General features: G+C 61.4%; 21 protein-coding genes. 9 read left to right on the top strand and 12 right to left on the bottom strand.

Translation table 11 applies throughout. From position 1 onward, the window contains the following. Positions 1–172: 172 nt before the first annotated feature. The 7 genes from OK411_RS22240 to OK411_RS22210 all read right to left on the bottom strand — a co-directional run bounded on the left by OK411_RS22240 (position 173) and on the right by OK411_RS22210 (position 9340). Positions 173–1273 carry a DUF1513 domain-containing protein gene (locus tag OK411_RS22240; protein WP_264365706.1) on the bottom strand — a complete coding sequence of 367 codons (1101 nt, stop codon included), beginning with the start codon at positions 1271–1273 and terminating at the stop codon, positions 173–175. A 14-nt stretch (positions 1274–1287) separates the two neighbouring features. Beyond that, positions 1288–2352, bottom strand: a complete 1065-nt coding sequence (locus OK411_RS22235) for an imelysin family protein (protein ID WP_264365705.1) — start codon at positions 2350–2352, stop codon at positions 1288–1290. 27 nt (positions 2353–2379) lie between these two features. Next, on the bottom strand, positions 2380–3807 hold the full coding sequence (locus tag OK411_RS22230; protein WP_264365704.1) for a di-heme oxidoredictase family protein: 1428 nt from the start codon (positions 3805–3807) through the stop codon (positions 2380–2382). A 277-nt stretch (positions 3808–4084) separates the two neighbouring features. Continuing rightward, positions 4085–5437 (bottom strand): imelysin family protein, encoded by a 1353-nt coding sequence (locus OK411_RS22225; protein WP_122507743.1) that lies wholly within the window; start codon positions 5435–5437, stop codon positions 4085–4087. 146 nt (positions 5438–5583) lie between these two features. Beyond that, entirely contained in the window at positions 5584–7635 is a 2052-nt protein-coding gene (locus tag OK411_RS22220; RefSeq protein WP_016773430.1) for a putative bifunctional diguanylate cyclase/phosphodiesterase, read from the bottom strand. A gap of 329 nt (positions 7636–7964) precedes the next feature. Next, a complete protein-coding gene (locus OK411_RS22215; protein WP_016773431.1) occupies positions 7965–8561 on the bottom strand; it encodes a superoxide dismutase in 597 nt (198 codons plus the stop codon). 176 nt (positions 8562–8737) lie between these two features. Next, on the bottom strand, positions 8738–9340 hold the full coding sequence (locus tag OK411_RS22210) for a LysE/ArgO family amino acid transporter (protein WP_065616683.1): 603 nt from the start codon (positions 9338–9340) through the stop codon (positions 8738–8740). A gap of 96 nt (positions 9341–9436) precedes the next feature. On the opposite strand from OK411_RS22210, the gene OK411_RS22205 reads away from it, so the two are divergent. From OK411_RS22205 to OK411_RS22190, 4 genes are all read left to right on the top strand, one after another. Beyond that, complete coding sequence (locus tag OK411_RS22205; RefSeq protein ID WP_264365703.1) at positions 9437–10324, top strand: LysR family transcriptional regulator ArgP; 888 nt, start codon at positions 9437–9439, stop codon at positions 10322–10324. Between the two features lie 99 nt (positions 10325–10423). Next, positions 10424–11416: an NAD-dependent epimerase/dehydratase family protein gene (locus OK411_RS22200; protein WP_264365702.1), complete on the top strand. Its 993-nt coding sequence runs from the start codon at positions 10424–10426 to the stop codon at positions 11414–11416. Positions 11417–11532: 116 nt separating this feature from the next. Further along, positions 11533–12390, top strand: coding sequence for an ATPase (locus OK411_RS22195; protein WP_076563987.1), 858 nt, complete (start codon positions 11533–11535; stop codon positions 12388–12390). Positions 12391–12524: 134 nt separating this feature from the next. Then, complete coding sequence (locus OK411_RS22190; RefSeq protein WP_264365701.1) at positions 12525–13373, top strand: cache domain-containing protein; 849 nt, start codon at positions 12525–12527, stop codon at positions 13371–13373. A 132-nt stretch (positions 13374–13505) separates the two neighbouring features. Here the strand turns inward: OK411_RS22190 and OK411_RS22185 are convergent, their stop codons facing one another. Both OK411_RS22185 and pobA read right to left on the bottom strand, forming a co-directional pair. Beyond that, on the bottom strand, positions 13506–15023 hold the full coding sequence (locus OK411_RS22185; RefSeq protein ID WP_071173411.1) for an MDR family MFS transporter: 1518 nt from the start codon (positions 15021–15023) through the stop codon (positions 13506–13508). Between the two features lie 77 nt (positions 15024–15100). Next, the gene (gene pobA / locus OK411_RS22180) at positions 15101–16294 is read right to left on the bottom strand and encodes a 4-hydroxybenzoate 3-monooxygenase (protein ID WP_264365700.1); all 1194 of its coding nucleotides are present in this window, start codon (positions 16292–16294) and stop codon (positions 15101–15103) included. 175 nt (positions 16295–16469) lie between these two features. On the opposite strand from pobA, the gene OK411_RS22175 reads away from it, so the two are divergent. Continuing rightward, positions 16470–17360 carry a helix-turn-helix domain-containing protein gene (locus OK411_RS22175; RefSeq protein WP_110603224.1) on the top strand — a complete coding sequence of 297 codons (891 nt, stop codon included), beginning with the start codon at positions 16470–16472 and terminating at the stop codon, positions 17358–17360. Between the two features lie 131 nt (positions 17361–17491). Here OK411_RS22175 and OK411_RS22165 read toward each other — a convergent pair whose 3' ends face one another. Together OK411_RS22165 and OK411_RS22160 are read right to left on the bottom strand one after the other, a co-directional pair. Then, entirely contained in the window at positions 17492–17668 is a 177-nt protein-coding gene (locus OK411_RS22165) for a hypothetical protein (RefSeq protein WP_016773438.1), read from the bottom strand. Positions 17669–17798: 130 nt separating this feature from the next. Next, positions 17799–18704 carry a LysR family transcriptional regulator gene (locus tag OK411_RS22160; RefSeq protein ID WP_264365699.1) on the bottom strand — a complete coding sequence of 302 codons (906 nt, stop codon included), beginning with the start codon at positions 18702–18704 and terminating at the stop codon, positions 17799–17801. 113 nt (positions 18705–18817) lie between these two features. Between OK411_RS22160 and OK411_RS22155 the strand changes: the two genes are divergently transcribed. Then, on the top strand, positions 18818–19696 hold the full coding sequence (locus tag OK411_RS22155) for an MBL fold metallo-hydrolase (protein WP_264365698.1): 879 nt from the start codon (positions 18818–18820) through the stop codon (positions 19694–19696). Positions 19697–19741: 45 nt separating this feature from the next. Continuing rightward, positions 19742–20356: an NAD(P)-dependent oxidoreductase gene (locus tag OK411_RS22150; RefSeq protein WP_130902335.1), complete on the top strand. Its 615-nt coding sequence runs from the start codon at positions 19742–19744 to the stop codon at positions 20354–20356. Positions 20357–20679: 323 nt separating this feature from the next. Here the strand turns inward: OK411_RS22150 and OK411_RS22145 are convergent, their stop codons facing one another. Continuing rightward, positions 20680–21561: a LysR substrate-binding domain-containing protein gene (locus OK411_RS22145; protein ID WP_136492811.1), complete on the bottom strand. Its 882-nt coding sequence runs from the start codon at positions 21559–21561 to the stop codon at positions 20680–20682. Between the two features lie 218 nt (positions 21562–21779). Here OK411_RS22145 and OK411_RS22140 point away from each other — a divergent pair, with 218 nt between their 5' ends. Then, entirely contained in the window at positions 21780–23417 is a 1638-nt protein-coding gene (locus OK411_RS22140; protein WP_264365697.1) for a 5-guanidino-2-oxopentanoate decarboxylase, read from the top strand. Next, complete coding sequence (locus OK411_RS22135; RefSeq protein ID WP_123443765.1) at positions 23417–24865, top strand: aldehyde dehydrogenase family protein; 1449 nt, start codon at positions 23417–23419, stop codon at positions 24863–24865. Before OK411_RS22140 ends, OK411_RS22135 begins: the two co-directional genes overlap by 1 nt. Positions 24866–24876: the final 11 nt, after the last annotated feature.

The raw sequence follows: 24876 nt of genomic DNA, 5'->3' as shown, positions 1-24876 counted from the left end.
GTGCAGCGGGACACAATCCTGTGGTGAGGGGATTTATCCCCGTTGGGCTGCGAAGCGGCCCCCTGAATCCTTCAGTCATACCGCAATTGCAGTTTTAAGGGCGGCTGCGCCACCCAGCGGCGATAAATCCCCTCGCCACAGGATGGGGGGGCATCTCAAAAATGAGCGGGTATCAGGCCATCAAGTGCAGATGGTTGTCCCAGAGCCCCGCCGGCAATTCCAGCGGCTTGGCCAGCAGTTGTGCTTGACGGCAATCGTAGTAACGGCAACGGCCCTGACCCGAGGTCACGACAAAGCCATCCTTTACCGCACCAACGCCGGCGCAATCAGGCAAAGGCGCATCGAGGCGCAGTTCGCCGCTGTCCAGATCCCAGATAAAGAAGCGATTGCCGCGCGGCGCTGTCAACGCGACCAGACGCAGGTCGCTGTGCACCGCAACGCTGGCGGTGTAGTGACCCATCGCCTGCAACTGATCTTCCGCTACCGGGAACGCCACAAACGGTTGCCCGGGTCGCTTGATCGCCAACAGCTCCGAGCGCTCGTGGGACGGCCCCATGAATTGCTGACCGGCAACGATGGTGCCGTCACTGGCGATGCCCAGGTGGCGGACGCTGTTCATCTGCTGGGCGAGGGTTTCCTTGCTCAGCAACGTGCCGTCGCGCTGCATCAGCACCAGGCTCGGCTCCATGGCGTTGAGGTTCATGTCGACGCGGCTTTCCGCCTCGGTGCGAATGCCGCCGTTGGCCACCACCAGCGTCTCGCCGTCGGGCATCCACGACACCTGATGCGGGCCGAGACCGTGAGTGGAAATCTCGCCCGTGTGCACCAGCCGTTCGCCCTCGAACTTGTACACGCCGAGCAGGCCACGGCCGGGATCGCTCGTGTCATTCTCGGTGGCGTACAGGTATTCGCCGTCCTTGTGCACCACGGCGTGGCCGTAGAAGTGCCGGTCCGGCTGCGAGGTCACGGTCTGCAGCAGCTTGCCGTCGCGCAGGTCGATCAGGTAACTCTCGGTTCCCGGACGCCGCGCGACGAACAGCGCCAGCGGCTGCGTCGGATGATTGATGATGTCGTGGCAACGCTGGCCGACGTGGGTGGCGAACACCCGCGTACCGTCGAGCCGATAGCCGACGGCGTAATGCTTGCCGTCAGTATCGTCGCGCGCCGACAGCAGCAGCGGGCTCTGATCCTTGCGTTTGAACAGCGTCCAGCCGCCCAGCGTCACTGCTCCCAGCAGTGCACTACCTAAAGTCAGAACCTGACGTCGCAGCATGGCACTCGCCCTCATCAGTCACCGTCGTTGGCGTTGAAGCCCAGTTGGATGCCCAGCGCCTTGGCCAGCTCGCCTTCATGCAGGCGATGGACGACGTTGAGGCTGTCGTAGATATCGTTGAGTTGCTGGCGACCGGCGTCGTCTTCGAGCATTTCGCCCAGCGAGCGCTGGGTGCTGTCGAACAGCTTCAGCGAAGCGGCATAAGCGGCATCGATCTTGTCCGCCAACGGCTTCTGTTCGGCCGGCAGCAGACCGCGCAGGCCTTTGTTGTCGACGCCTTCCCAGACGGTTTTGGCCGCGGCAAGGCTGGCTTCCAGTGCGGTCAGCGACGACTGGCTGCGCCACGCATCCGCCTGGAACGGCTGCGGCACGCCTTTGCTCTGGCGGCCCATCGGCGTGCCGAGTTTTTTCTTCAGGGTATCCAGTGCAGTCACTTGTACGCGCAGCAGATCGGCGATCGCTTCGTGGGAGTCGGCGTAGCGCTGGTTGGGGAACTTGCTCATCTGCGCGAGCATGCCATCGGTGTTGTTCCAGCCCTGCAGGATCTCTTCGGCCAGTTGCTTCTGGCGCTCGCCGATGGCGATCAGCAGCGGGCAGTATTTGGCTTTTTGCCCATAGTTGGCGACGTCAGGCTTGGCGTCGAAGAGGATGTATTCGTAAGCCGACAGGCCCTGCACCACGACGCTTGATTTGGCCAGTGCGGCGGCATCGATCTGCGGCTGGGCGACGACCAGTTGCTCGACCTGACGGCCGACGAGGTTTTTCTTGTCCGGCCAGAACTGCACTTGCCACGAACGGTTGCCCTCGGCCAGCGGACCGATCAGCAGCGGTTGCAACTCGGCCCAGGCTTTCTGCGCGTGAAGGAAGTCGGCACGGGCGGTTTCCAGGGTCTCTTTGCCCTGGCAGTAGGCGAGGGCGCTGACTGCCAGTTGCTTGTCGGCTTCGACCCAGCGAGTGTAGGTCGGCAGGATCACCGATTTGGCGATCGCCGCCGAAGTGACCGCTTGCGGGTCCTGCGGCGAGCAGGCGCCGAGGGCGAGCGCGGCGAGGCTGGTGAACAGTAACTTGGGACGGAACATGTCGGGCTCCCGATGTTTTTTCAGTATTTAAAGTGAGTTCAGAAACGCCAGCAACGCAGCGCGCTGCTCGGCATTGAAAGACAAAACCTGTTGCTGCGCCGCCGTCGCTTCGCCGCCATGCCAGAGCACCGCTTCGAGCAGGTTGCGTGCGCGGCCGTCATGCAAAAACTGGGTGTGATCGCTGACCGCTTGCGTCAGACCAATCCCCCACAACGGCGGGGTGCGCCAGTCGCGGCCGGAGGCCTGAAATTCCGTGCGGTTGTCCGCCAGGCCTTCGCCCATGTCATGCAGCAGCAAGTCGCTGTACGGACGAATCACCTGATTGGCCAATTCCGGTTCGGCGGCATCGGCGGCGGTGGTGTATTTCGGCGTGTGGCACGACTGGCAACCGGCCTGGAAAAACAGATTCTTGCCGGCCAGCACCTGTGGGTCGTTGACGCCACGGCGCGCCGGCACTGCCAGGTTGCGGCTGTAGAACAGCACCAGACGCAGGATGTTGTCGCTGACTTCCGGTTCGCCGTCCGGGCCATTACCGTTCGGCTCCTGTTTGCAGGCGGTTTGCGCCTCGGTGCAATCGTCGAACGGCCGCAGGCTGGTGGTCAGGCCCATGTCACCGGAGAATGCGTGAACGTTCTGCTGATTGAGATTCGGCTGCCCGGCTTTCCAGCCGAACCGGCCGATGACGGTTTTCTGCAACTGGTCATCCCAGACACGGTTGGGCCGGCCGTTGATGCCGTTGTTCTCTTTCGCCTGGGCGGCGGCGTTGGCGAGGATCGCCTCCTCGGGGATGGCTTCGAGCAGGCCCAGACCAATCATCGGCGGCGCCACCCGCGCGGAAAAACGCGTGTCCGGGTGCATCGGGCCGTAGCCGAGTTGAGTGATCTGCAGGGTCGGCTTGCGCAACTCGATCTCGGTGCCGTCCTTGAAGCGTACCGGCACCGGTGTGTAGTCGATCCGCACCTTGCCTTCCGGGGCAACGCCGGGCACGGCCATGTCCTGAAACTGCCCGCCATACACCGGCTCCGGCACTACGCCGAGCTGTTCGATGACTTTGGCGTATTGCGGCGCGTCGGGAATCGACAGGCGCACCAGCATTGAAACCGCATTGGATGCGTCAGGTGCCGGCGGATGCCCGCGACCGTCCTTGATGTGGCAGTTCTGGCAGGCATTGGTATTGAACAACGGGCCGAGGCCGTCGCGCGCCGTGGTGGTCGACGGCGCGATCACCCACGGGCTGCGAAAGAAACTGTTGCCGACACTGAAATCCACCCGCCGCGAGGGCGGCAGGTTGGCCGATGGCAGGGAAAAGGCGTTCTGATCGCTCTTGCGCACGGTCGCCGCACCGCCCGAACGCGCTTCACCCGGCTCGGCCTTGGTGAAACGCGGGGCGTCATCGCAGGCACTCAGGCCCAAGGCCAGCAACAGTGCGGACAAGCGAAGCGGCAACGACAGCATCAGACATCCTGCAAACGGGCGAAAACAAAGGCGCAAAGTCTAACAGGGCGGGGGAGTTTGAATAAGAGGAATTATCGTTTGCTTGATATCGCGCAAGCCTTTAAGCGCATGCCAACACTGTGGGAGCGAGCCTGCTCGCGAAAGCGGCGCCCGACGCGCTGAAAATGCTGCGCCGGATCAAGCCTTCGCGAACAGGCTCGCTCCCACAGGGATAGTGGTGTGCCAATAATGAAAAAGGCGACCCGAAGGTCGCCTCTTTTTGACGCGGACGCTGCGATCAGAATTCGTGATCGGCGTTGTCCGGGTTCAGGTCGCTGATGCCCAGTTTGCCCGCTGCCGCTTCGATCGAGCCGGTCTGCTTGACCAGCGCGGCGATGGCGTCGCGAACCACCTGGTTGCCAGCGGTGTTGCCGGCAGCGATCAACTGGTCGTAGTGCTCACCCTTGTTGGCGTGATCGACCATGACCTGGATCTTCGCTTCGGTCGCGGCCAGATCGGCTTTCAGCGCGGTGTCGGCAGCCGGGTCGGCCTTGGCCACCAGCGACGACAGGCTGGCGCCGGTCAGCTTGGTGCCGTCAACACGGGTGTACTCGCCCAGGTAAACGTTACGCACGCCTTTGGCGTCGTAGAAGTGCGAGTAGTGGGTGTTGTCGCTGAAGCAATCCTGCTCGTCTTCGGGGGAGTTGGCTTCCAGGGAAACCTTCATGCGTTCGCCCGCCAGTTCACCGAGGGACAGGCTGCCCATGCCGAAGAGCATTTTGCGCAGGCCGGTTTCGCCTGGCTCCGCTTCCAGGGTGGCGCGGTAGTTGTCGGCCACGTTCGGCTTCCAGTTGCCGACCATTTCTTCCAGGTCGCTGACCAGCAGTTGGGTCACGGCTTTCAGGTAGGCACGACGACGCTCGTTGTGACCACCGGTGGCGCCGGCGCCTTCCAGGTAGTCCGAGGCCGGACGGTTGCCAGCGCCAGGGCCGGTGCCGTTCAGATCCTGGCCCCAGAGCAGGAATTCGATCGCGTGGTAGCCGGTGGCAACGTTCGCCTCGGAACCGCCCAGCTCGTTGAGGCTGGCGAGTTTTTCCGGGGTGATTTCTTTCACGTCGACTTTGTCTTCGCCGACCTGCACTTCGGTGTTGGCGATGATGTTGGCGCTGGCGCCCGGGTTACCCAGCGCGTGCTCGTAGGATTTGTCGACGTAGTCGATCAGGCCTTCGTCCAGGGGCCAGGCGTTAACCTGACCTTCCCAGTCGTCGATGATGGTGTTGCCGAAGCGGAATACTTCGCTCTGCAGGTACGGCACGCGTGCGGCGACCCAGGCAGCCTTGGCGGCTTTGAGGGTGTCGGCGTTCGGCTTGGCGAGGAACGCGTCGACCGCGCTCTGCAGGGTTTTCGCGGTGGATTCGGCATCGCTGTAAACGGCGAAGACCATGTCGGCGTAGTGCGCGACCACGGCCTTGGCGGCGGCATCGTCAACTTTACCGGCGGCAGGAGCAGGTGCAGCGGCAGGGGCTGGAGCAGCACTGCTGGAAGCCGGAGTCATTTCGGAGGCTTTTTCTTTGTCCTTGCCTTCGCCGCAACCGGCGAGGGAAATAGCGATGGCCAGCAGACTGGCGGTAGCCAGAGGCATACGAATCATGGCGAACATCCTGCTTCGGTAGTTGAGTGGACTGGCGCCGGTGGCGCGCAAAACTGCGACATAATGCAAATCTTTCGCATTATGTGTAAAGGCGTGCTTGGAAATATTTCTTATTTAGGCAGGTGTGATGGCGCGATCTTGCGCTTTTAGAGAATGGCCGCGTTGCTGCGTTGCGCCTGCTTGAGGTAAATACCCAGCTCCCGCGCCGGCAGCGGTTTGCTGTAGTGGTAGCCCTGACCTTCGTGGCAACCCTCGGAAATGATGTAGGTTTCCTGCTCGGCGGTTTCCACGCCTTCGGCAATCACCTGCATGCCCAGGCTCTTGCCCAGTTGAATGATCGCGCGAACGATGGTCGCGTCATCGTCGTCATCGAGCAGATCCTGAACGAAGCTCTTGTCGATCTTGATCTTGTCCAGCGGCAGGCTTTTCAGATAACTGAGGGACGAATAGCCGGTGCCGAAGTCGTCGATCGCGATCAGCGCACCGGAGCGGCGCAGGCTGAGCAGATGCTGGGCGGCGGTGGTGATGTCTTCCATCAGGCCGGTTTCGGTGACTTCCAGTTCCAGACTGCGCGGCGGCAAGCGGTACATTTGCAGCAGGTTGTTGACCACCCGTGGCAGCTCGGCGTGGTGCAGTTGCACGGTGGACAGATTGACCGCCATGCGCAGATCGACAAAACCCTGATCGTGCCACTCGCGCAACTGCTTGCAGGCCTGATCGAGCACCCACTCGCCGATGGCGATGATCGTGCCGTTCTGTTCGGCCAGCGGGATGAACAGGTCCGGCGGCACCAGACCGTGTTCCGGATGTTGCCAGCGAATCAGCGCTTCGACGCCGACCACGCGGTGATCGCGATAGCTGATCTGCGGCTGATAGACGAGGTAGAACTGGTCGCGGATCAGCGCATCGCGCAAATCTTTTTCCAGCTCGCGACGACGGCGCATCTCGCTGTCGACGCTGGCGATGTAGAACTGATAACGATTGCGCGAGCGGGTCTTGGCCAGGGTCATGGTCTGCTCGGCTTTCTGCAACAGCTTCTCGGTGCTGTCGCCGTCCTCCGGAAACAGGGTGATGCCGATGGTCGCGCGCAGGCGGATCTCCTGATCGTCGAGGGCGAAGGGCGCCTCAAGGTCATCGAGAATGCTCTGCGCCAGTTCTGCTGCTTCGTAAGGCTGTTCAATGTCGGCCTGCACCAGCGCGAACTGATCGCCGCCCAGGCGGGCGAGGGCGCCGAGACGACCGCTGTGGGCACGTAAACGATCGGCCAGGGCCAGCAGCAATTGGTCGCCGGTCTGGTAGCTGAATTGCTCGTTGATGCCTTTGAAGTCATCCAGGCCGACGCACAACACGGCGACGCGGCGCTGCAATTTGCCGGCATCGACGAGAATCTTGTCCAGTTGCTGCTGCAATTGCTGGCGGTTCGGCAGGCCGGTGAGGAAGTCGTACTGGGCCATGCGCAGCAGGCTGTTTTCCGCTTCGTGGCGCAGGTGGGTGTTGCGTTCGATGGACTCGAGCAACTGGTTGGCGGTGTTGATCCACAGGCCCAGCTCGTTTTTTTCGTGGCCCTTGATCTGCGGAATCTTGTGCTCGCTGGGACGATCGGGGTTGATCTCGGTGAGGTGCTCAATGATTCGCGACAGCGGTTTGGTCAGCAGCCAGTGATAGACCAGGTACAGCACCAGGCCCAACGCCAGTGCGCGCAGCACGCCGGAAATGAAAATGATCACCGAGCTGACGATGAAACCTTCGCCATAAGTGGCGGTGTCGAGTGTGATGCTCAGGTCGCCGTAGTATTCGCTGTAAGGGCCACGGCCGACCAGCTGCGTGGTGAAGGTGCGTTCCTGGCCGAGAATCAGGTCGGTCAGCCAACGGCTGTTGGAATGCTGCAGCTCGCGGGATTTCTGCGCCAGCATGGCTTCGTTGGGGTGGCCGATGGAGGCCTGACGCACGGCGTCGTCCTGGAACAGCCCTTCGATCACCTGCATGCCCATTTCCCGATCCAGGCTGTACACGGCCTGGGTCGATGGATCGCGGAACATGTCGAGGATGCGCTCGGCGTCGCCGGCCACCGCCTGACGGGTCTTGTAGGCATCGAAGACAATCTGCGCGCAGCTCAAGACTACGCCTACGATCAATGCCGACAGGAGCACGACCCGGAGCAACTTCACCGACAAGCTGTTCTTGAGTTCCAGCTTCAAAGGGTTATTCCTTGTTCCGTGCGGGTAGCGTCAAGTTGCCATGAGTATTGGCAATCCCGGGTTGGCAGTCAAAGGGACAATCAGGCACGGGAAAAGTCGCCGTGATCCTGGCCGCAATGTCGTCATTTGAGTAATAGCTCTGAATTAACTGTGTCGGTTGCAATTGCCTTCAACTTGAGCACTGGGCCAAAGATTTTTTCCTTTCTGTGATGGTAGACGGCTGGGGGCTGGCGGCAAACGGCGCGAGGCTGCTTTTACCGTGCGAGAAACGCCATGCGCCGGGCATAAAAAAACCCGGCCGAAGCCGGGCTTTTCATCGGGCGCGCAGCTTAAGCGGTGAAGGTTTTGCCTTCGAACTGCTCGGCCACGAACTTCCAGTTGACCAGGTTCCAGAACGCTTCAACGTACTTCGGACGCAGGTTGCGGTAGTCGATGTAGTAAGCGTGTTCCCAGACGTCGCAGGTCAGCAGCGGGGTGTCGCCGCTGGTCAGCGGGTTGCCGGCGCCGATGGTGCTGGCCAGGGCCAGGGAACCGTCAGCCTTTTTCACCAGCCAGCCCCAGCCGGAACCGAAGGTGCCGATCGAGGTTTTGCTGAATTCTTCCTTGAACTTGTCGAACGAACCGAACGCTGCGTTGATGGCGTCTGCCAGGGCGCCGGTTGGTTGACCGCCGGCGTTTGGCGCCAGGCAGTTCCAGTAGAACGTGTGGTTCCAGACCTGAGCGGCGTTGTTGAAGATGCCGCCCGAAGAAGTCTTGACGATTTCTTCCAGGGTCTTGCCTTCGAACTCGGTGCCTGGCACCAGGTTGTTCAGGTTCACGACGTAGGTGTTGTGGTGCTTGTCGTGGTGGAACTCCAGGGTTTCCTTGGAGATGTGCGGCTGCAGGGCATCGTGTGCGTAAGGCAGCGGCGGCAATTCGAAAGCCATGATGATTCTCCTAATCAGGTCTGTTGCGGTGAGCGCAAGGCCGATCACGGGCGGCCGGAAATGCACCGGCGAGTTTTTACTCTTTGCGGCGCAGGGTTCGGATCATAGCACCGGGGTCGCGCCTTAACCACGCAACAACTGTGTGGGATAGAGGTTCCAGAGCCTTCAGCAATAATTCATCCGGCGATGATCAACTGCGCGGCCACGGCGAACATCATCAACGCCACCACCAGATCGAGAATGCGCCAGGTGCTCGGGCGGGCCAGCCACGGTGCCAGCCATGCCGCGCCAAGGGCCAGGGTGAAAAACCACAGCAACGATGCACTCGCCGCGCCGACCACATAAGCCCCGGGCACCGATTGCTGCGCGCCCAGCGAGCCGATCAGCAATACCGTATCCAGATAAACGTGGGGGTTGAGCAAGGTCACCGCCAGAGCGCTGAGCATCACTGCGCGCAGCGAACGCACGGTCTGGTTCTCGCTTTGTTCAAGGCTCTGCTTCGAACAGGCCCGGCGCAGCGCCTGGCTGCCGTACCAGATCAGAAACGTCGCGCCGCCCCAACGGGCGATCGCCAACAGGGTCGGGTTCTGCGCCAGAATCGTCGCCAGGCCGAACACTCCGGCCGCGACCAGAATCGCGTCACACACCACGCACAATGCCGCCACCGGCAAATGGTGTTCACGGCGCAGGCTTTGCGCCAAGACAAAAGCGTTCTGCGTGCCGATCGCCATGATCAGGCCGAACGCCACCAGCAGGCCGTTTACATAGCTTTGCCACATGGGAGATTTCCTTGAAAGAGAGTGCTTGCTGGCTATTCTCCGGTGTAAGGCTGTATAAGAAAAACCAATAGTGCTGATCGCCCATTAGGAAAACTGATGTTCGACTATAAATTGCTTTCCGCGCTGGCTGCTGTGGTCGAACAGGCCGGATTTGATCGCGCTGCACAGGTCCTTGGTCTGTCGCAGTCGGCGATCTCCCAGCGCATCAAATTGCTCGAGGCGCGGATCGGCCAACCCGTGCTGGTGCGTGAGACACCGCCAGCGCCGACGGAAATCGGCCGACGTTTGCTCAACCATGTGCAGCAGGTGCGTTTGCTCGAGCGCGACTTGCAGTCGGCGGTGCCAGCGCTGGACGAAGAAGGCCTGCCCGATCGCCTGCGCATCGCCCTCAACGCCGACAGCCTCGCCACATGGTGGGCCGCGGCCGTCGGCGGTTTCTGCGCCGAGCAGCATTTGTTGCTCGACCTGATCGTCGAAGACCAGACCGTTGGCCTCAAGCGCATGCGTGCCGGTGAAGTGGCTGCGTGCCTGTGCGCCAGCGAGCGCCCGGTGGCCGGCGCACGCAGCGTATTGCTCGGCGCCATGCGTTATCGCGCCTTGGCCAGCCCGGCCTTCATCGCTCGGCATTTTCCCGAAGGCGTGCGCGCCGAACAGCTGCCGCGCACCCCGGCGCTGGTGTTCGGCCCGGACGATTTTCTTCAGCATCGCTATCTGGCGCTGTTGGGCGTCGACGGCGCGTTCCAGCATCACTTATGCCCGTCTTCCGAAGGCTTCATTCGCCTGACCGAGGCCGGTCTGGGTTGGGGGCTGGTGCCGGAACTGCAGGTGCGCGAACAGTTGCAACGCGGGGTGCTGCGCGAATTGCTGCCAGATAAACCGATCGACGTGCCGCTGTACTGGCATCATTGGCGCAATGGCGGCCAGTTGCTCAATCTACTGACCGAACAACTGCTGCGCTCCTCAAAGCAATGGCTAGTGGCTTGAACGCAGCAACAAGCGTCAAGCTGCAAGCGGCAAGAACACGCACCGTTTCAACTTGCAGCTGAAAGCTCGAAGCTTGCAGCTGCTTCCCTGGAGTTTTTGATGAAGATTTTGGTTACCGGCGCCAGCGGCTTTATTGGCGGGCGCTTTGCGCGTTTCGCCCTGGAGCAGGGCCTTGAAGTGCGGGTCAACGGTCGCCGGGCCGAGAGCGTCGAGCATCTGGTGCGCCGGGGCGCGGAGTTCGTGCCGGGCGATCTGACCGACGCCGATCTGGTGCACGACCTGTGCAACGATGTCGAAGCCGTGGTGCATTGCGCCGGTGCGGTTGGCGTGTGGGGGCGTTATCAGGACTTTCATCAGGGCAACGTCGAAGTCACCGAAAACGTCGTCGAAGCGTGCCTCAAGCAGCGGGTGCGGCGGCTGGTGCATCTGTCGTCGCCGTCGATCTATTTCGATGGCCGCGACCATCTCGGTCTGACCGAAGAGCAAGTGCCCAAACGCTTCAAGCATCCCTACGCCGCGACCAAATATCTGGCCGAGCAGAAAGTCTTCGGCGCGCAGGAATTCGGTCTGGAAACCATCGCCCTGCGCCCGCGTTTCGTCACCGGTGCCGGCGACATGAGCATCTTCCCGCGCCTGCTGAAGATGCAGCGCAAGGGCCGCCTGGCGATCATCGGCAATGGCTTGAACAAGGTCGATTTCACCAGCGTGCAGAACCTCAACGAAGCCATGCTCAGCAGCCTGTTGGCCCAAGGTTCGGCGCTGGGCAAGGCCTACAACATCAGCAACGGTTCGCCGGTGCCGCTGTGGGACGTGGTCAATTACGTGATGCGGCGGATGGACGTCGATCAGGTGCGCAAATACCGCTCCTACGGTCTGACCTACAGCGTCGCGGCGCTCAACGAAGGCGCGTGCATGCTCTGGCCGGGACGCCCTGAGCCGACCCTGTCGCGCCTGGGCATGCAGGTCATGAAAAAAAATTTCACCCTCGACATCAGCCGCGCCCGGCATTATCTCGACTACGATCCGAAAGTCAGCCTGTGGGCCGCCCTCGATGAGTTCTGCGCGTGGTGGAAAGCCCAGGACATCCGTTGAAACGATTCGGCCGGGCGGCAATGAACCGCCTTGCGGGTTGAGGGTCAATGCCTGCGGCTGCGGCGGTTATACTTCGCAGCATTTAGCCATCACCGCGTTTGCCAAAGGTTGCCTCAATGTCCATGCGAAACGATGCCCACGACGACGATTTCGACAACGTGCCAAGCCTGCGCGCCGACCCGTTCGATGACGATGACATCGCGCCCGGCCCCCGCACTTCCGTGCATTCGCGCAGCGCGCCAGTGGTCAAGGTCAAGGCCGCCAGCACCGGGCCGCTGTGGGCGCTGGTCGGCGCGTTGTTTTTTGCCTTCATCGGTCTGGCCTGGTGGAGCTTTCAGCAGATCTCGCTGATGGAGCAGCAACTGGTCGCCACCCAGGAAAGCTTCGCCCGCATCAGCGAAGAAGCGGCAGGGCGCCTGCAGGATATTTCCGGCAAGGTCGTCGCCAGCCAGAGCAACGTCAGCAGCGACAGCGAAGCGCTGAAGCTGCAAATCAAGCAACTCGAAGGCAAGCTGCTCGACCAGAGCAAGCAGCAGCAAGGCGTGGCCGGGCAGGCCAGCGAACTGGACAAGCGTCTGGCGCAGATGACCGCGCAGACCACCGAACAACAGAACGCCAATACGCAGTTGCAGGCTCAGGTCAAAGCTTTGAGTGCCGAGCTGGCGACCATCAAAAGCACCCCGGCCGATACCAGCAAGGTCGATGCCCAGTTGAAAGCCTTCGACGCCCAGTTCAAAAGCCTCGGCGCCGATATCGCCGCGCTGAAGAAACAGGGCAACCCGAGCGCGGCGATCGATCGTCTGGAGCAGGACATCGTGGTGCTGAAAAGTCAGCAGGACAACCGCCCGGCAGCGCCACAGGGTGGCGGCAACACCGCCGAGTTCGATGCGTTCCGCGCGCAGATGACCCGCAACCTCAACACCTTGCAGGCGCAGATCCAGAATCTCCAGCAGCAGATCAATTCCCGCCCATAGCGACTGATCTGTTCCCTGGAGTGCTTTGTCCCCTTACCACAGGGGCCTGTAATCCCCTGCATCATTCTGAATACTCGTACATCAGCCCAAGCCGTCTACGCTCTTGAAACACCAAAAAGAACGAGGGATGCGCTATGGGGTTTTTGCATAAAGTGGTCTGGCTCGGCCTGATGCTGTTGGCCGGTTTCGGCCAGGCCAGCGCCGCCACCGCCGCCAAGGAGGACAGTCAGGCCGCTATCGCCCTGCTGGAAAAAGCCTTGGCCTACTACCACGACAATGGTGACAAGGCGTTCGCCGCCTTCAGCCGCCAGGGTGAGTTCGTCGACAAGGATCGCTACGTGTTCGTCCTCGACACCAAAGGCGTCATGCTTGCCAGTGGCGGGCCGTCATCGGCGCTGATCGGCCGTGATGTCAGCGAAGTGCTCGGGCCGGATCTGCAGAAGGCGTTCAAGGATGCGCTGAAAGTGCCGGAAGGCAATGGCATCCAGCAGGCCGAATACCGCTGGCAGAACTGGGCCGACGGCAAGGTCGAGCGCAAGCATGTGTTCTATCAGCGCGTCGGGCAGCGCATTCTCGCGGTGGGTTACTACCTGCCACGGGCTTCGGCTGAGCAAGCCAAGGCCTTGCTGGACAAAGCCGCGACGGATCTGACCAAGGACGAGAAGGGCACGCTGACCGCGATCAACTCACTCAAGGGCGGTTACTTGCAGGATGACCTGTATGTCTTCGTGGTCGATCTGAACAACCAGCGCTATGTCGCCCACGGCACCAATCTGCGTTTGATCAACACTGATTTTGGCAAGGTCAAGGATCCGGACGGCAAACCGGTGGGCGAGCCGATTCTGGCGCTGATCGGCAAGCAGGATGAAGGCGAATATGAATACCGCTGGAAAAACCCGGTGACCGGCAAGATCGAGGACAAGCATGCGTACCTGAAAAAGGTCGGGCATTTCCTCGTCGCGGTGGGCTACTACAGCCCTTGAGCGCGCGATGATCGTTCCCACGCTCCGCTTGGGAATGCAGCCCGGGACGCTCTGCGTCCCATCCAAGGCCGAACGCAGAGCGTCCGTTGAGGCATTCCCACGCAGAGCGTGGCAACGATCAGCGCAAAAGGCTCATTTCGCGCCGTGCTCCCGCCCGCGCAGCAGGTTGTTCGGCATGGCAATCGCCGCTGCCAGCCCGAGCAACGACACTGCCGTGCTGACCCAGAGCAAGTGGCGGAAGGTCACCAGCAGCTCCGCGCGCAAAGCGTTCTGCGCTTCGCCGGGGGCTGCGTTCAGGCCATCGAGCAGGACGTTGCCCGAATGCCCTTCGCTGATCAGCGAACTGTTTGCCAGATGGGCGAAACTGGAATCGTGCAGCAACGCCAGCAGCAGCGCCGACATCAACGCCACGCCCACCGCGCCGCCCAGTGAGCGGAACAGATTGGTGGTGCTGGTGGCGACGCCGATGTCGCGTTGTTCCACCGAGTTTTGCGTGCCGACCAGCGAGGTCGGGAACTGCATGCCGCCAGCGATGCCGCTGAGCAACATGAACAAACCGCTGAGCAGCGTCGCTTGTGGCGGACTGAAGGCCATGCCGAGAATCGAGATCGGCATGAGGATCGCCCCGGTGAGAATCTGCGGTTTGTAGCGTCCGGTGATCGAGGTGCGGCGGCCGGCGAAATAGGCACCGATCGGCAAGCCCATCGCCAGAGGCAGCAAGTGCAACGCTGCGCTGTCGGCGCCAGCGCCGGTGACGCTTTGAAAGCGCAGCGGCATCAGCACGATCAGCGAGATGGCCTGGAAACTGGTGAAGAAAATCGTGCACCAGCACAGCAGGGCATTGCGGTTGGCGAACAGGTGCATCGGCAGCAACGGCTCCCGTGCCCGGCGTTCATGCCAGACGAACAGCGCCAATACCACCACGGCACAAGCGAACAGGCCGAGCACTTCGCTGCTGCGCCATGAATGACCCTGGCCGACTTCGGTGATGCCGAGCAGCAACGCGGTCAGGCCGATGATCATCAGCACCGTGCCGAGGTAATCGATCACCGGTTTGCGCTGCGGAATCGGCAAGCCGCGCAGATTACGTCGCGCCACCCACCAGGCGCCGAGGCCCAGCGGCAGGTTGATCAGAAACACCCAGCGCCACGACAGGTATTCGGTCATGTAGCCGCCGAGCACCGGACCGGCAACGCTGGCCACGGCGTACATGCTGCTGAAATAACCCTGATAGCGCCCGCGTTCACGCGGCGGGACGATGTCGCCGATGATCGCCTGACTCACCGAGATCATGCCGCCGGCGCCAATGCCCTGAAGGATCCGCGCCAGCACCAGCTGTTCCATGCTCTGCGCCATGCCGCAAAACAGCGAGGCGAGGGTGAACAGGCCCATGCCGAACAGCATCAGTTTGCGTCGCCCGTACAGGTCGCCGAGCTTGCCGTAGATCGGCACCGCCACGGTCATCGCCACCATGTAGCCGGAAATCACCCAGGCCAGCAGGCTGACGTCCTTGAATTGCGCGGAGATCGCCGGCATCGACACGGCGACGATGGTCTGGTCCAGCGCTCCGAGGAAGATCGCCATCATCAAGGCGACCAGCACGCTGCGAATGGCCGGTTTGGGCGTTTCAGGCTGATTGAGAGTGGTCACGGAAAACCTGCGGGCAGTGATTGACCCGCGCGGCCTTCGCGCGCGGGTGGATGCTCGCAGTGTAAGTCGGTAGGAAGCTATTCGATAGCCTCGTACGGAAGCCCGACGTAATTTTCTGCAATGGTTTTTTGCCCTGCTTGCGAGCTGACAAAGTAGTCCAGTTCCGACGCGCTGATGCGCTGGCTGAATTCATCATGCTCGTCGAAGCGATGCAGCATCGACGTCATCCACCAGGAAAACCGTTCGGCTTTCCATACTCGGCGCAGGCAGATCTCCGAGTATTTTTCCAGCAAATCAGTGCGATTTTCGCGATAGACCTTCAGCAGAATATTGAACAACGTGCTGACATCACTGGCGGCCAGGTTCAAGCCCTTGGCGCCAGTCGGCGGGACGATATGGGCGGCGTCGCCGACGAGAAACATGCGCCCGTACTGCATTGGCTCGACGACAAAACTGCGCAGCGGCGCGATGCTTTTTTCGATCGAAGGACCGGTCACCAGTTTTTCCGCGAGGGCATCCGGCAGGCGCTTTTTCAGCTCATCCCAGAAACGCTGATCGCTCCAGTCATCGACGTTTTCATCCGCCGGCACTTGCAGGTAATAGCGGGTGCGCGTGGCTGAACGCATGCTGCACAAAGCGAAGCCGCGCTCATGGCGGGCGTAGACCAATTCGTCGTGGACCGGCGGTGTGTCGGCGAGAATGCCCAGCCAGCCGAACGGGTAGACCCGCTCGAAAATCTTCAGGCAATCGGCCGGAATCGACTGCCGCGCGACGCCATGGAAACCATCGCAACCGGCGATGTAATCGCAATCAACGCGCCAGCTTTCACCGTCCTTTTCGAAGGTGACAAAAGCTTCGTCGCTTTTCATGTCATGGGGAACGACATTGCTCGCTTGATAAATTGTTGGCGCGCCGGCCTCCCGACGAGCGGCCATCAGGTCGCGGGTGACCTCGGTCTGGCCATAGACCATTACTGTTTTGCCGCCGGTCAGCGCGTGCAGGTCGATGTGCACCTGACGCCCGTCCAGCGCCAGATCGAAGCCGCCATGAACCAGACCTTCGGCATCCATTCGCTGACCGACGCCGGCCTCACGCAGCAGCTCTACCATGCCTTGTTCAAGCACACCGGCACGGATGCGCCCAAGAATGTAATCGGGCGTCTGGCGTTCGAGGATCAGGGTGTCGATGCCAGCGTTGTGCAGCAACTGGCCGAGGAGCAGTCCGGAAGGACCGGCGCCGATAATGGCGACTTGGGTTGTCAGGGTTTTCATTGTTTTTATGACTCGCAAGCTTCACGCAGCAACAACCGGTGAATGATTTTATGGATCGAGTGCTTGCATTTTTCCCTTGCGGGTCTGTCAATTGAAGGTGAAAACTGAGCCGATACCTGTACATTCTGCCAATCGGTGCGATTATCGCCCAAAAACCAGAGGCCTGGATTGAAGTATGAACAAGCCTGCCCTGCCTTCTATTCCGGTGTTCAAGCTCTACGGCGAAAGCCTGGACTGGCCAACGCCGGACTTGCTGCACTGTGAAACCATTTCCTCGCGCAGTCGCGAACATCAATGGGAAATCAAACCTCACCGCCACGCGGATCTGTGCCAGCTGCTGTTCGTTTTCAAAGGTCAGGCAGAGCTCGAAATCGAAGGCCAGCGCACGCAACTCGAGACGCCAGCGATTCAGGTGCTGCCACCGTTATCGGTGCACGGATTTCGTTTTTCCGAGGATGTTGAAGGCTTCATCGTCACCTTGGCCACGCCGCTGATCAACCATTTGCAGGCGCAACTGGGCGATTCGGTACACGCCTTGGCTCGGGCGGAAAACTACCCGGCCGGCAAGGATGGCGATTATCTCAACAGCCTGTTTTCAGCGTTGCAGGCCGAGTACAACGGCCATCAACCGGCGCGGGAAATGCTCATGCATTCGCTGGTCAGCGTGATCATGGTCTGGGTCAGCCGCCAGGCGATCGTTCGGCACAAGGCCAGCCAACGGCCGCAACGCCAGCGCGAATACCTCAACGGTTTCATTCAGTTGGTGGAAGAGACTTACCGCCAGCACGTCAAGGTCGAAGACCTCGCCCATCGCCTGGGCATCTCCGTGTCGCACCTCAACGGCACCTGCCGTGAACTGGCCGGGCAACCGGCGTTGCAGATCATGCACGAGCGTCAGTTGCTGGAAGCCAAGCGCCTGCTGACCTACACCAGCATGACGATTTACGAGATGTCGGAGTTGTTGGGTTTTTCCGATCCGACCAACTTCACGCGCCTGTTCCGTCGCCGGGTGGGGATTTCGCCAAAGGCATTCCGCGACCGCTTGAAGGCCGAGCAACAACCTTAAAAGCACCACCCAACACCTGTGGGAGCGAGCTTGCTCGCGAAGGCGGAGTGTCATCCAACAAACAGGCTGACTGACCCACCGCTTTCGCGAGCAAGCTCGCTCCCACAGGGTTGCATTCCAGCGCAGGTCTATCAGCGCAATGCGTTCAGCGTGGCATTGTGCGGAATACACCGCTCATAGTTGCAGCTCGCATACTCGCGCGGCAGCTGGCGCAACTGCTCGACCCGCCAGGCAGCGGTGCCGTACAGCGCCAGCGTGGCGGCGCAGGTGATGAAGATGGCGGCGTATCTTTTTGTTTTGATGTTCATGGTGTTCGACCTCTGAACGTCTACCTTGCGGTATTACTTTGAGCATAGGTCAGCGGCGCGCACTTGCCAGCGAGTGCGCTTGAGGATTTAGCCGGCCATTCAGCGAATTGATGCCTATGTGGGAGCGGGTTTACAGGCCGACATCCCACGCGGGATTTTCGGGAAAGCGCCGAACCAGAAAGTCGAGCATGCTTCGCAGTGCCGCCGGCATGTGTTTGCGAGAGGCGTACACCGCGTAGATATTCATCTGGCGCGGTTCTGCCTGTGGCAGCAAACGCAGCAGTTCGCCGTTGTGAATATGCACGCCAGCCTGGTAGGTCGGCAGCATCGCCACGCCGGCGCCGGCGAGGGTTGCGCGCAGAAGGGTGCTGGCCTCGTTGGCGCTGATATTGCCCTGCACCGGTACCGAAACCGGTTCGCCATCCTCCTCGAAATGCCACAGGCTTTTGCCGAAATAGGAATGGGTCAGGCAGTTATGTCGGCTCAAATCCTCAACCGTCTGCGGCGCCGGATGCTCAAGCAGATAAGCCGGCGCTGCGCAGACCACCGAGCGGCACACGGTCAGGCGCCGGGCGATCAGATTCGGATCAAGATCATTGCTGGTGCGAATCGCCAGATCGATGCGTTCATCGACCAGATTCACCGTGCGGTCGAGCATTTGCAGATCGATACTCACGCCTGGGTAAAGCTTGACGTATGCCGCCATCGCATCGGCCAGTTGCGCCTGGCCAAAAGAGGTGCTGACGCTGATCCGCAGCAGTCCGCGCGGCGCGTCATCGGGTTCGCTGACGGCGGCCTGCATGTCCTGCGACAGGTCGATCATCTGCCGACAGCGCGGGAGGATTTCACTGCCAGCGGCGGTCAGGCTCAATTTGCGCGTGGTGCGGTGCATCAGCCGCGCGCCGACCCAGTCTTCCAGCTCCGCCAGATAGCGCGATACTACCGGCCGCGACAGGTCGAGGTGGTCGGCCGCCGCCGACTGGCTGCCGAGGTCCACCACCGTGACGAATACCCGCATTGCTTGAAGCCGATCCATGATTTGCCCGCTTTCAGAAACAAACTATGTCCAAGCATCGCATTTTTTGTACTGAGTCTGGCAACTAAGCTCTGTTGCATCGCCAGACTGGCATTGGTAATCCGGAGCAACAAATGATCGGCTTCACCCCCTTCAAACGCGTTCTGCTCGCCGCGGCATTTTTCGGCTTTGCCGCCCATGCATCCGCCGCCGAGCTGAGCCTTGATGTCTACAATCCGGGCACCCAGGCGATTTTCCCGGTCAGCTCGGTGCTGGTCAGCGGTGAGAAAGAAGCGATTCTGGTCGATGCGCAATTCGGCAAATCCCAGGCCGAACAGGTGGTGGAGAAGATCCGCGCCAGTGGTAAACAGTTGACCACCATCTACATCAGCCACGGTGATCCGGATTACTACTTCGGCCTCGACACCCTGACCAAAGCATTCCCGCAGGCGAAAGTATTGGCTTCGCAGCCGACTGTCGATCACATCAAGCACACCGTTGACGGCAAACTGGCGTATTGGGGGCCGAAAATGGGCGCCGACGTGCCGGCGAAAACCATCGTCCCTGAAGTGCTCAAGGGCGACAGCCTGACCCTCGAAGGCAAGCAATTGCAGGTAATCGGCCTCGACGGCAAGCAACCGGATCGCAGCTTCGTATGGATCCCGTCGCTCAAAGCAGTGGTCGGTGGCGTAGTGGTCGCCGAGAACATTCATGTGTGGATGGCCGACACCCAGACCGCGCAATCCCACGCCGACTGGCTGCACACCCTGCACACCATCGAAAGCCTGAAACCGCAAACCGTAGTGCCCGGCCATTACCTGGGTGACAGCAGCCGCTCGCTGGCGAGCGTGAAATTCACCGCCGATTACATCAAGGCCTTCGATGCCGAAACCGCCAAGGCCAAAGACTCCGCTGCACTGATCGCAGCGATGAAAAAGCGCTACCCGCAACTGGGCGAAGAAAGTTCGCTGGAGCTCAGCGCGAAAGTCGCCAAGGGCGAGATGCAGTGGTAAGCCGAACCTGAACACGCAGCATTTTCAAGCCAACTGGAGAATGTCATGAGCAAGATCGCAATCATTGGTGCCACCGGCCGTGCCGGTAGCCAACTGCTGGAAGAAGCCCTGCGTCGCGGCCACAGCGTCACCGCCATTGCCCGCGATACCTCGAAGGTCGGTGATCGCGCCGGTGTCGTCAGCAAGAGCCTCGACGTGCTGGATTCGGCGGCGCTGCAAGCGGCGGTGGCCGGTCACGACGCAGTGATCAGCGCAGCGCATTTCGCCACCGTCCCGGCCTCGGCGATTGTCGGACCGGTAAAACAGGCGGGCGTGAAGCGCTTGCTGGTAGTCGGCGGCGCCGGCTCGCTGTTGCTGCCGGATGACACACGGGTGATCGACAGTGCCGGTTTCCCGGCTGAATACAAAGCCGAGGCGAGCGCGGGGGCGGCGTTTCTTGATGCGTTGCGTCAGGAGCAGGAACTGGACTGGACTTTCCTGTCGCCGTCGGCGGAGTTTGTCGAGGGTGAACGCAGCGGCCAGTATCGCGTCGGCAAGAATCACCTGTTGGTCAGTGCCGAAGGGCGCAGCTGGATCACCTTTGCCGATTATGCGATTGCGCTGATTGACGAAGTGGAGACGCCGAAGCATTTGCGGCAGCGTTATACGGTCGGGTATTGAGTCAAGCCTTTTCCCCTCACCCCAGCCCTCTCCCGGGGGAGAGGGAGCCGACCGAGTTGTCTTGGGTCACGCATTGACCTGAACGACCGTGTCGATTATGGATTCGGCGTGGCTGTGTCAGGTCGATGAGTTTCTTGAGTATCCCCAATTAGTTCCCTCTCCCGGGGGAGAGGGAGCCGACCGAGTTGTCTTGGGTCACGCATTGACCTGAACGACCGTGTCGATTGTGGATTCGGCGTGGCTGTGTCAGGTCGATGAATTTCTTGAGAATCCCCAATCAGTTCCCTCTCCTTGGGGAGAGGGCTAGGGTGAGGGGAGAGGCTTCAGCGCAAATGAGCCTGCTCAACCAGCCAGAGCATCAGCTCCTCAAGTTGCGGCGAGGGTTCGGCTGCGGCAGGCACCACCACGTAATACGCCAACCCCGTCTTCACCTTCAACGCAAACGGCATCACCAGCCGTCCGGCGTTCAGATCATCGCCAATCAGCGACCAGTCCCCGATCGCCACACCCGTGCCATGGGAGGCCATCGACATCGCCTGATCCAGCGTTTCGAAATGCTGCCCGCTGCCGAGGTTGCCCAGGCGCAATCCCGCTGCATCGAGCCATACCGACCAGTCCTGAATGTCGTGGGTCGGGTGCAATAACAGATGCTCTTGCAAATCCTGCGGTGAATTCAGCGCCGGCGAACCCTTGAGTAATTGCGGCGAGCAGACCGGTGTCAGTTGCTCGTCGAACAGATGCAGCGCGCCTGGCGAATGGTCCGGCGGCGGGCCGTAGATCACGGCGGCGTCGAATTGCTCGCGCTGGAAATCCACACCGTGTTGCAGCGACGCCGTCAATTTGACCGGCACGTCCGGGCGTTCCTTCTGCCATTGCAGCAGACGCGGCAGCAGCCAGCGCATCACGCAGCTCGGCGCCTTGAGTTGCAAGGTTTGCCGCGTCTGACCGATCTGCTCGGTCGCTTCACTGATCAGCCCGAAGACCTTTTCCACTCGCGGCAGCCATTCGCGGCCTTCGGCCGTCAGCGCCAGACCTCGGGCCAGACGAATGAACAGCTGATAACCGAGCTGTTCTTCGAGCCCGGCGATCTGCCGGCTCACCGCGCCCTGGGTGATGTGCAACTGCTCGGCGGCGCGAGTGAAATTGCAGCATTGCGCGGTGATCCAGAACGTATGCAGAGCGGGCAGGGGTGGCAGGCGTTTCATGGCGATCCGAGGTATGACGTGGGGACATGGCTAGTATGACTTTTAATCGATTGTTGCTGCCAGTTGCGCACCGTTCCAATGGGCACTCCACGGACCCTGTGGGAGCGAGCCTGCTCGCGAAGACGGTTCAAGGTTCGACACGGATGTTGGCTGGACCGCTTATTCGCGAGCAGGCTCGCTCCCACAGGGAGTGTTCAGTGAATGAAAGGGCAATCAACATGGCAACGTGCGGCGAAGTATTGGTCAAGCTGTTGGAGAATTACGCGGTCGAGCAGGTGTTCGGCATTCCCGGTGTGCACACCGTCGAGCTGTACCGAGGCCTCGCGCGTTCAAGCATCAACCACGTCACGCCTCGTCATGAACAGGGCGCCGGGTTCATGGCTGACGGCTACGCGCGTACCAGCGGTAAACCCGGTGTGTGTTTCATCATCACCGGCCCGGGCATGACCAATATCACCACGGCCATGGGCCAGGCTTACGCCGATTCGATTCCGATGCTGGTGATTTCCAGCGTGCAGTCGCGCAGTCAGTTGGGTGGTGGGCGCGGCAAGTTGCATGAACTGCCGAACCAGAGCGCACTGGTCGGCGGCGTCGCAGCGTTCTCGCACACGCTGATGTCCGCTGCCGAACTGCCGGTGGTGCTTGCTCGCGCTTTCGCGCTGTTCCAGGCCGGGCGACCGCGTCCGGTGCACATCGAAATTCCGTTGGACGTGCTGGTGGAAGAGGCCGATGAGTTGCTCGCCAGCCTGCCGGTGAATATCGATCGCGCCGGCGCCGCACCGGCTGCCGTGGCCCGCATGAGCGAACTGCTCGCCACGGCGCAACGTCCACTGATTCTCGCCGGCGGCGGTGCTATCGACGCGGCGCCGGAGTTGACCCGACTCGCTGAATTGCTCGACGCTCCAGTGGCGCTGACCATCAACGCCAAAGGCACGCTGCCGACCAGCCATCCGTTGTTGATCGGTTCGACGCAGAGCCTGGTCGCCACCCGCGCACTGGTCGCTGAGGCCGACGTGGTGCTGGCGATCGGCACCGAGCTGGCCGAGACCGATTACGACGTCACTTTCGCCGGCGGCTTCGAGATTCCCGGCAAGCTGTTGCGCATCGACATCGATGCCGATCAGACCGTGCGCAACTACCCGCCGCACATCGCACTGGTCGCTGATTCGCGCAACGCCGCGCAAGCATTGCTCAGCGCCTTGTCGCACCAACCGCTGGCCGAGCGTTGCAATGATTGGGGCCAGGTCCGCGCCGCGCGTCTGCGTAATGAGTTGGCGGCGAGCTGGGATGCACCAACGCTGGCGCAGACGCGTTTCCTCGAAACCGTGTTGCACGAGCTGCCTGACGCGGTGTTCGTCGGCGATTCCACGCAACCGGTGTACACCGGCAACCTCACCTTCAATCCCGAGCGTCCGCGTCGCTGGTTCAACGCATCCACCGGTTACGGCACCCTCGGCTATGCGTTGCCGGCGGCGATTGGTGCGTGGCTCGGCGGCCAACTCGATAACGGCGCGCGACCGCCAGTGGTGTGCCTGATCGGCGACGGCGGCTTGCAGTTCACCCTGCCGGAACTGGCTAGCGCCGTTGAGGCGCGGGTGCCGGTAATCGTGCTGCTGTGGAATAACCAGGGTTACGAGGAGATCAAAAAGTACATGGTCAACCGCGCCATCGATCCGGTCGGCGTGGACATCTACACCCCGGATTTCGTCGCCGTGGCCAAGGGCCTCGGTTGCGCCGCGCAAGCCATCAGCAGCATCGACGAATTGCGCGCAGCGCTGCGTAAAGCGACGGACCGGCAAGGCCCGACGCTGATTGAAATCGACCAGAACCAGTGGATGCAGGCGGTGGCCCAATGATGAGTTTTCCAACCACACTTGATGGGCTCTTCATCAACGGTCAATGGTCGTCGGGCCGCGAGCATCTACGGGTGATCAATCCCGCTACCGAAGCGCTGCTGACCACCGTCAATGGCGGTGACGAACACGCCGTCGACCAGGCGATCAGCGCGGCGACCGAGGCGTTCGAACACTGGTCGACAACCACCGGCGCCGAACGCGCTGCGATCCTGCGCAACATTGCCAACGGCGTGCGCAACGGTCGCGATCACTTGATGAACCTGCAGTCGAGCAACAACGGTAAACCGCAGTTCGAAGCGGCCATCGATGTCGATGATGTGATCGCCACTTTCGACTATTACGCCGAACTCGCCGAAGGCTTCGACGCCGGTCAGGACAGCAACGTGCCGCTGCCCAGCGATGACTTCAGCGCACGCCTGCGTCGTGAGCCATGCGGTGTGGTCGGGCTGATCGTGCCGTGGAATTTCCCCATGGTCACCACCGCATGGAAACTGGCGCCAGCGCTCGCCGCCGGTTGCTGCGTGGTGCTGAAACCTTCTGAAGTGACGCCGCTGCCGGAGCTGGAACTGGCCGCGATCATCGCTGAGTCCGGTTTGCCCGACGGCGTGTTCAATTTGGTCTGCGGCACTGGTCTGGCGGTGGGCGCGCCGTTGTCGGCGGATCCACGCATCGCCAGGATTTCCTTCACGGGCAGCAATGCGGTTGGCGTGCAGGTGATGCAACGCGCTGCCGAAACGGTGAAGGGTGTGAGCCTGGAGCTGGGTGGCAAATCTTCCTTGCTGGTGCTGGCGGATGCCGATCTGCAACTGGCGGTGGAACTGGCCTGTGGCGGGGCGTTCTTCAACGCCGGGCAGATGTGCTCGGCCACCAGTCGCGTGCTTGTCGCCGAGACATTGATGGATGAATTTCTTCAGCGCCTGCAAAAACGTGTGGAGGCGATCCGGGTCGCTGATCCGTTTGATGCGGATGTGGAGATGGGCGCGCTGGTCAATCAGGCGCAGTACCAACGGGTGCTTGGGCATATTGATCGCGGTTTGAGCACCGGGGCGAGGTTGGTGTGCGGCGGTAATCGTCCGGCGCATTTGCCGCGCGGTTATTTTCTGCAACCGACGGTGTTCACCGACGTGCCGCTGGACAGCGCGTTATGGCGTGAAGAGATTTTCGGGCCGGTGGTGTGTGTGCGCAGTTTCGCCAGCGAGAGCGAGGCGATTGCGCTGGCCAACGACACGCAGTTCGGCCTGGTCGCGAGTGTAGTGACGCGCGATGCTGCAACGGCGGATCGCGTGGCCAACGCCTTGCAGGCGGGGCTGGTGTGGATCAATGCGCCACAGGTGATCTTCCCGCAGACGGCATGGGGTGGGTACAAGCAGAGCAGTGTCGGCCGCGAACTGGGGCCTTGGGGGTTGGCGGCGTTTCAGGAGATCAAGCATGTGATCCGCGCGGTCTGATCATAGATATG

Source organism: Pseudomonas sp. RG1 (assembly GCF_025910115.1).
Lineage (GTDB): Bacteria > Pseudomonadota > Gammaproteobacteria > Pseudomonadales > Pseudomonadaceae > Aquipseudomonas > Aquipseudomonas atacamensis.
This window is presented reverse-complemented; position numbering and strand designations above follow the sequence as displayed.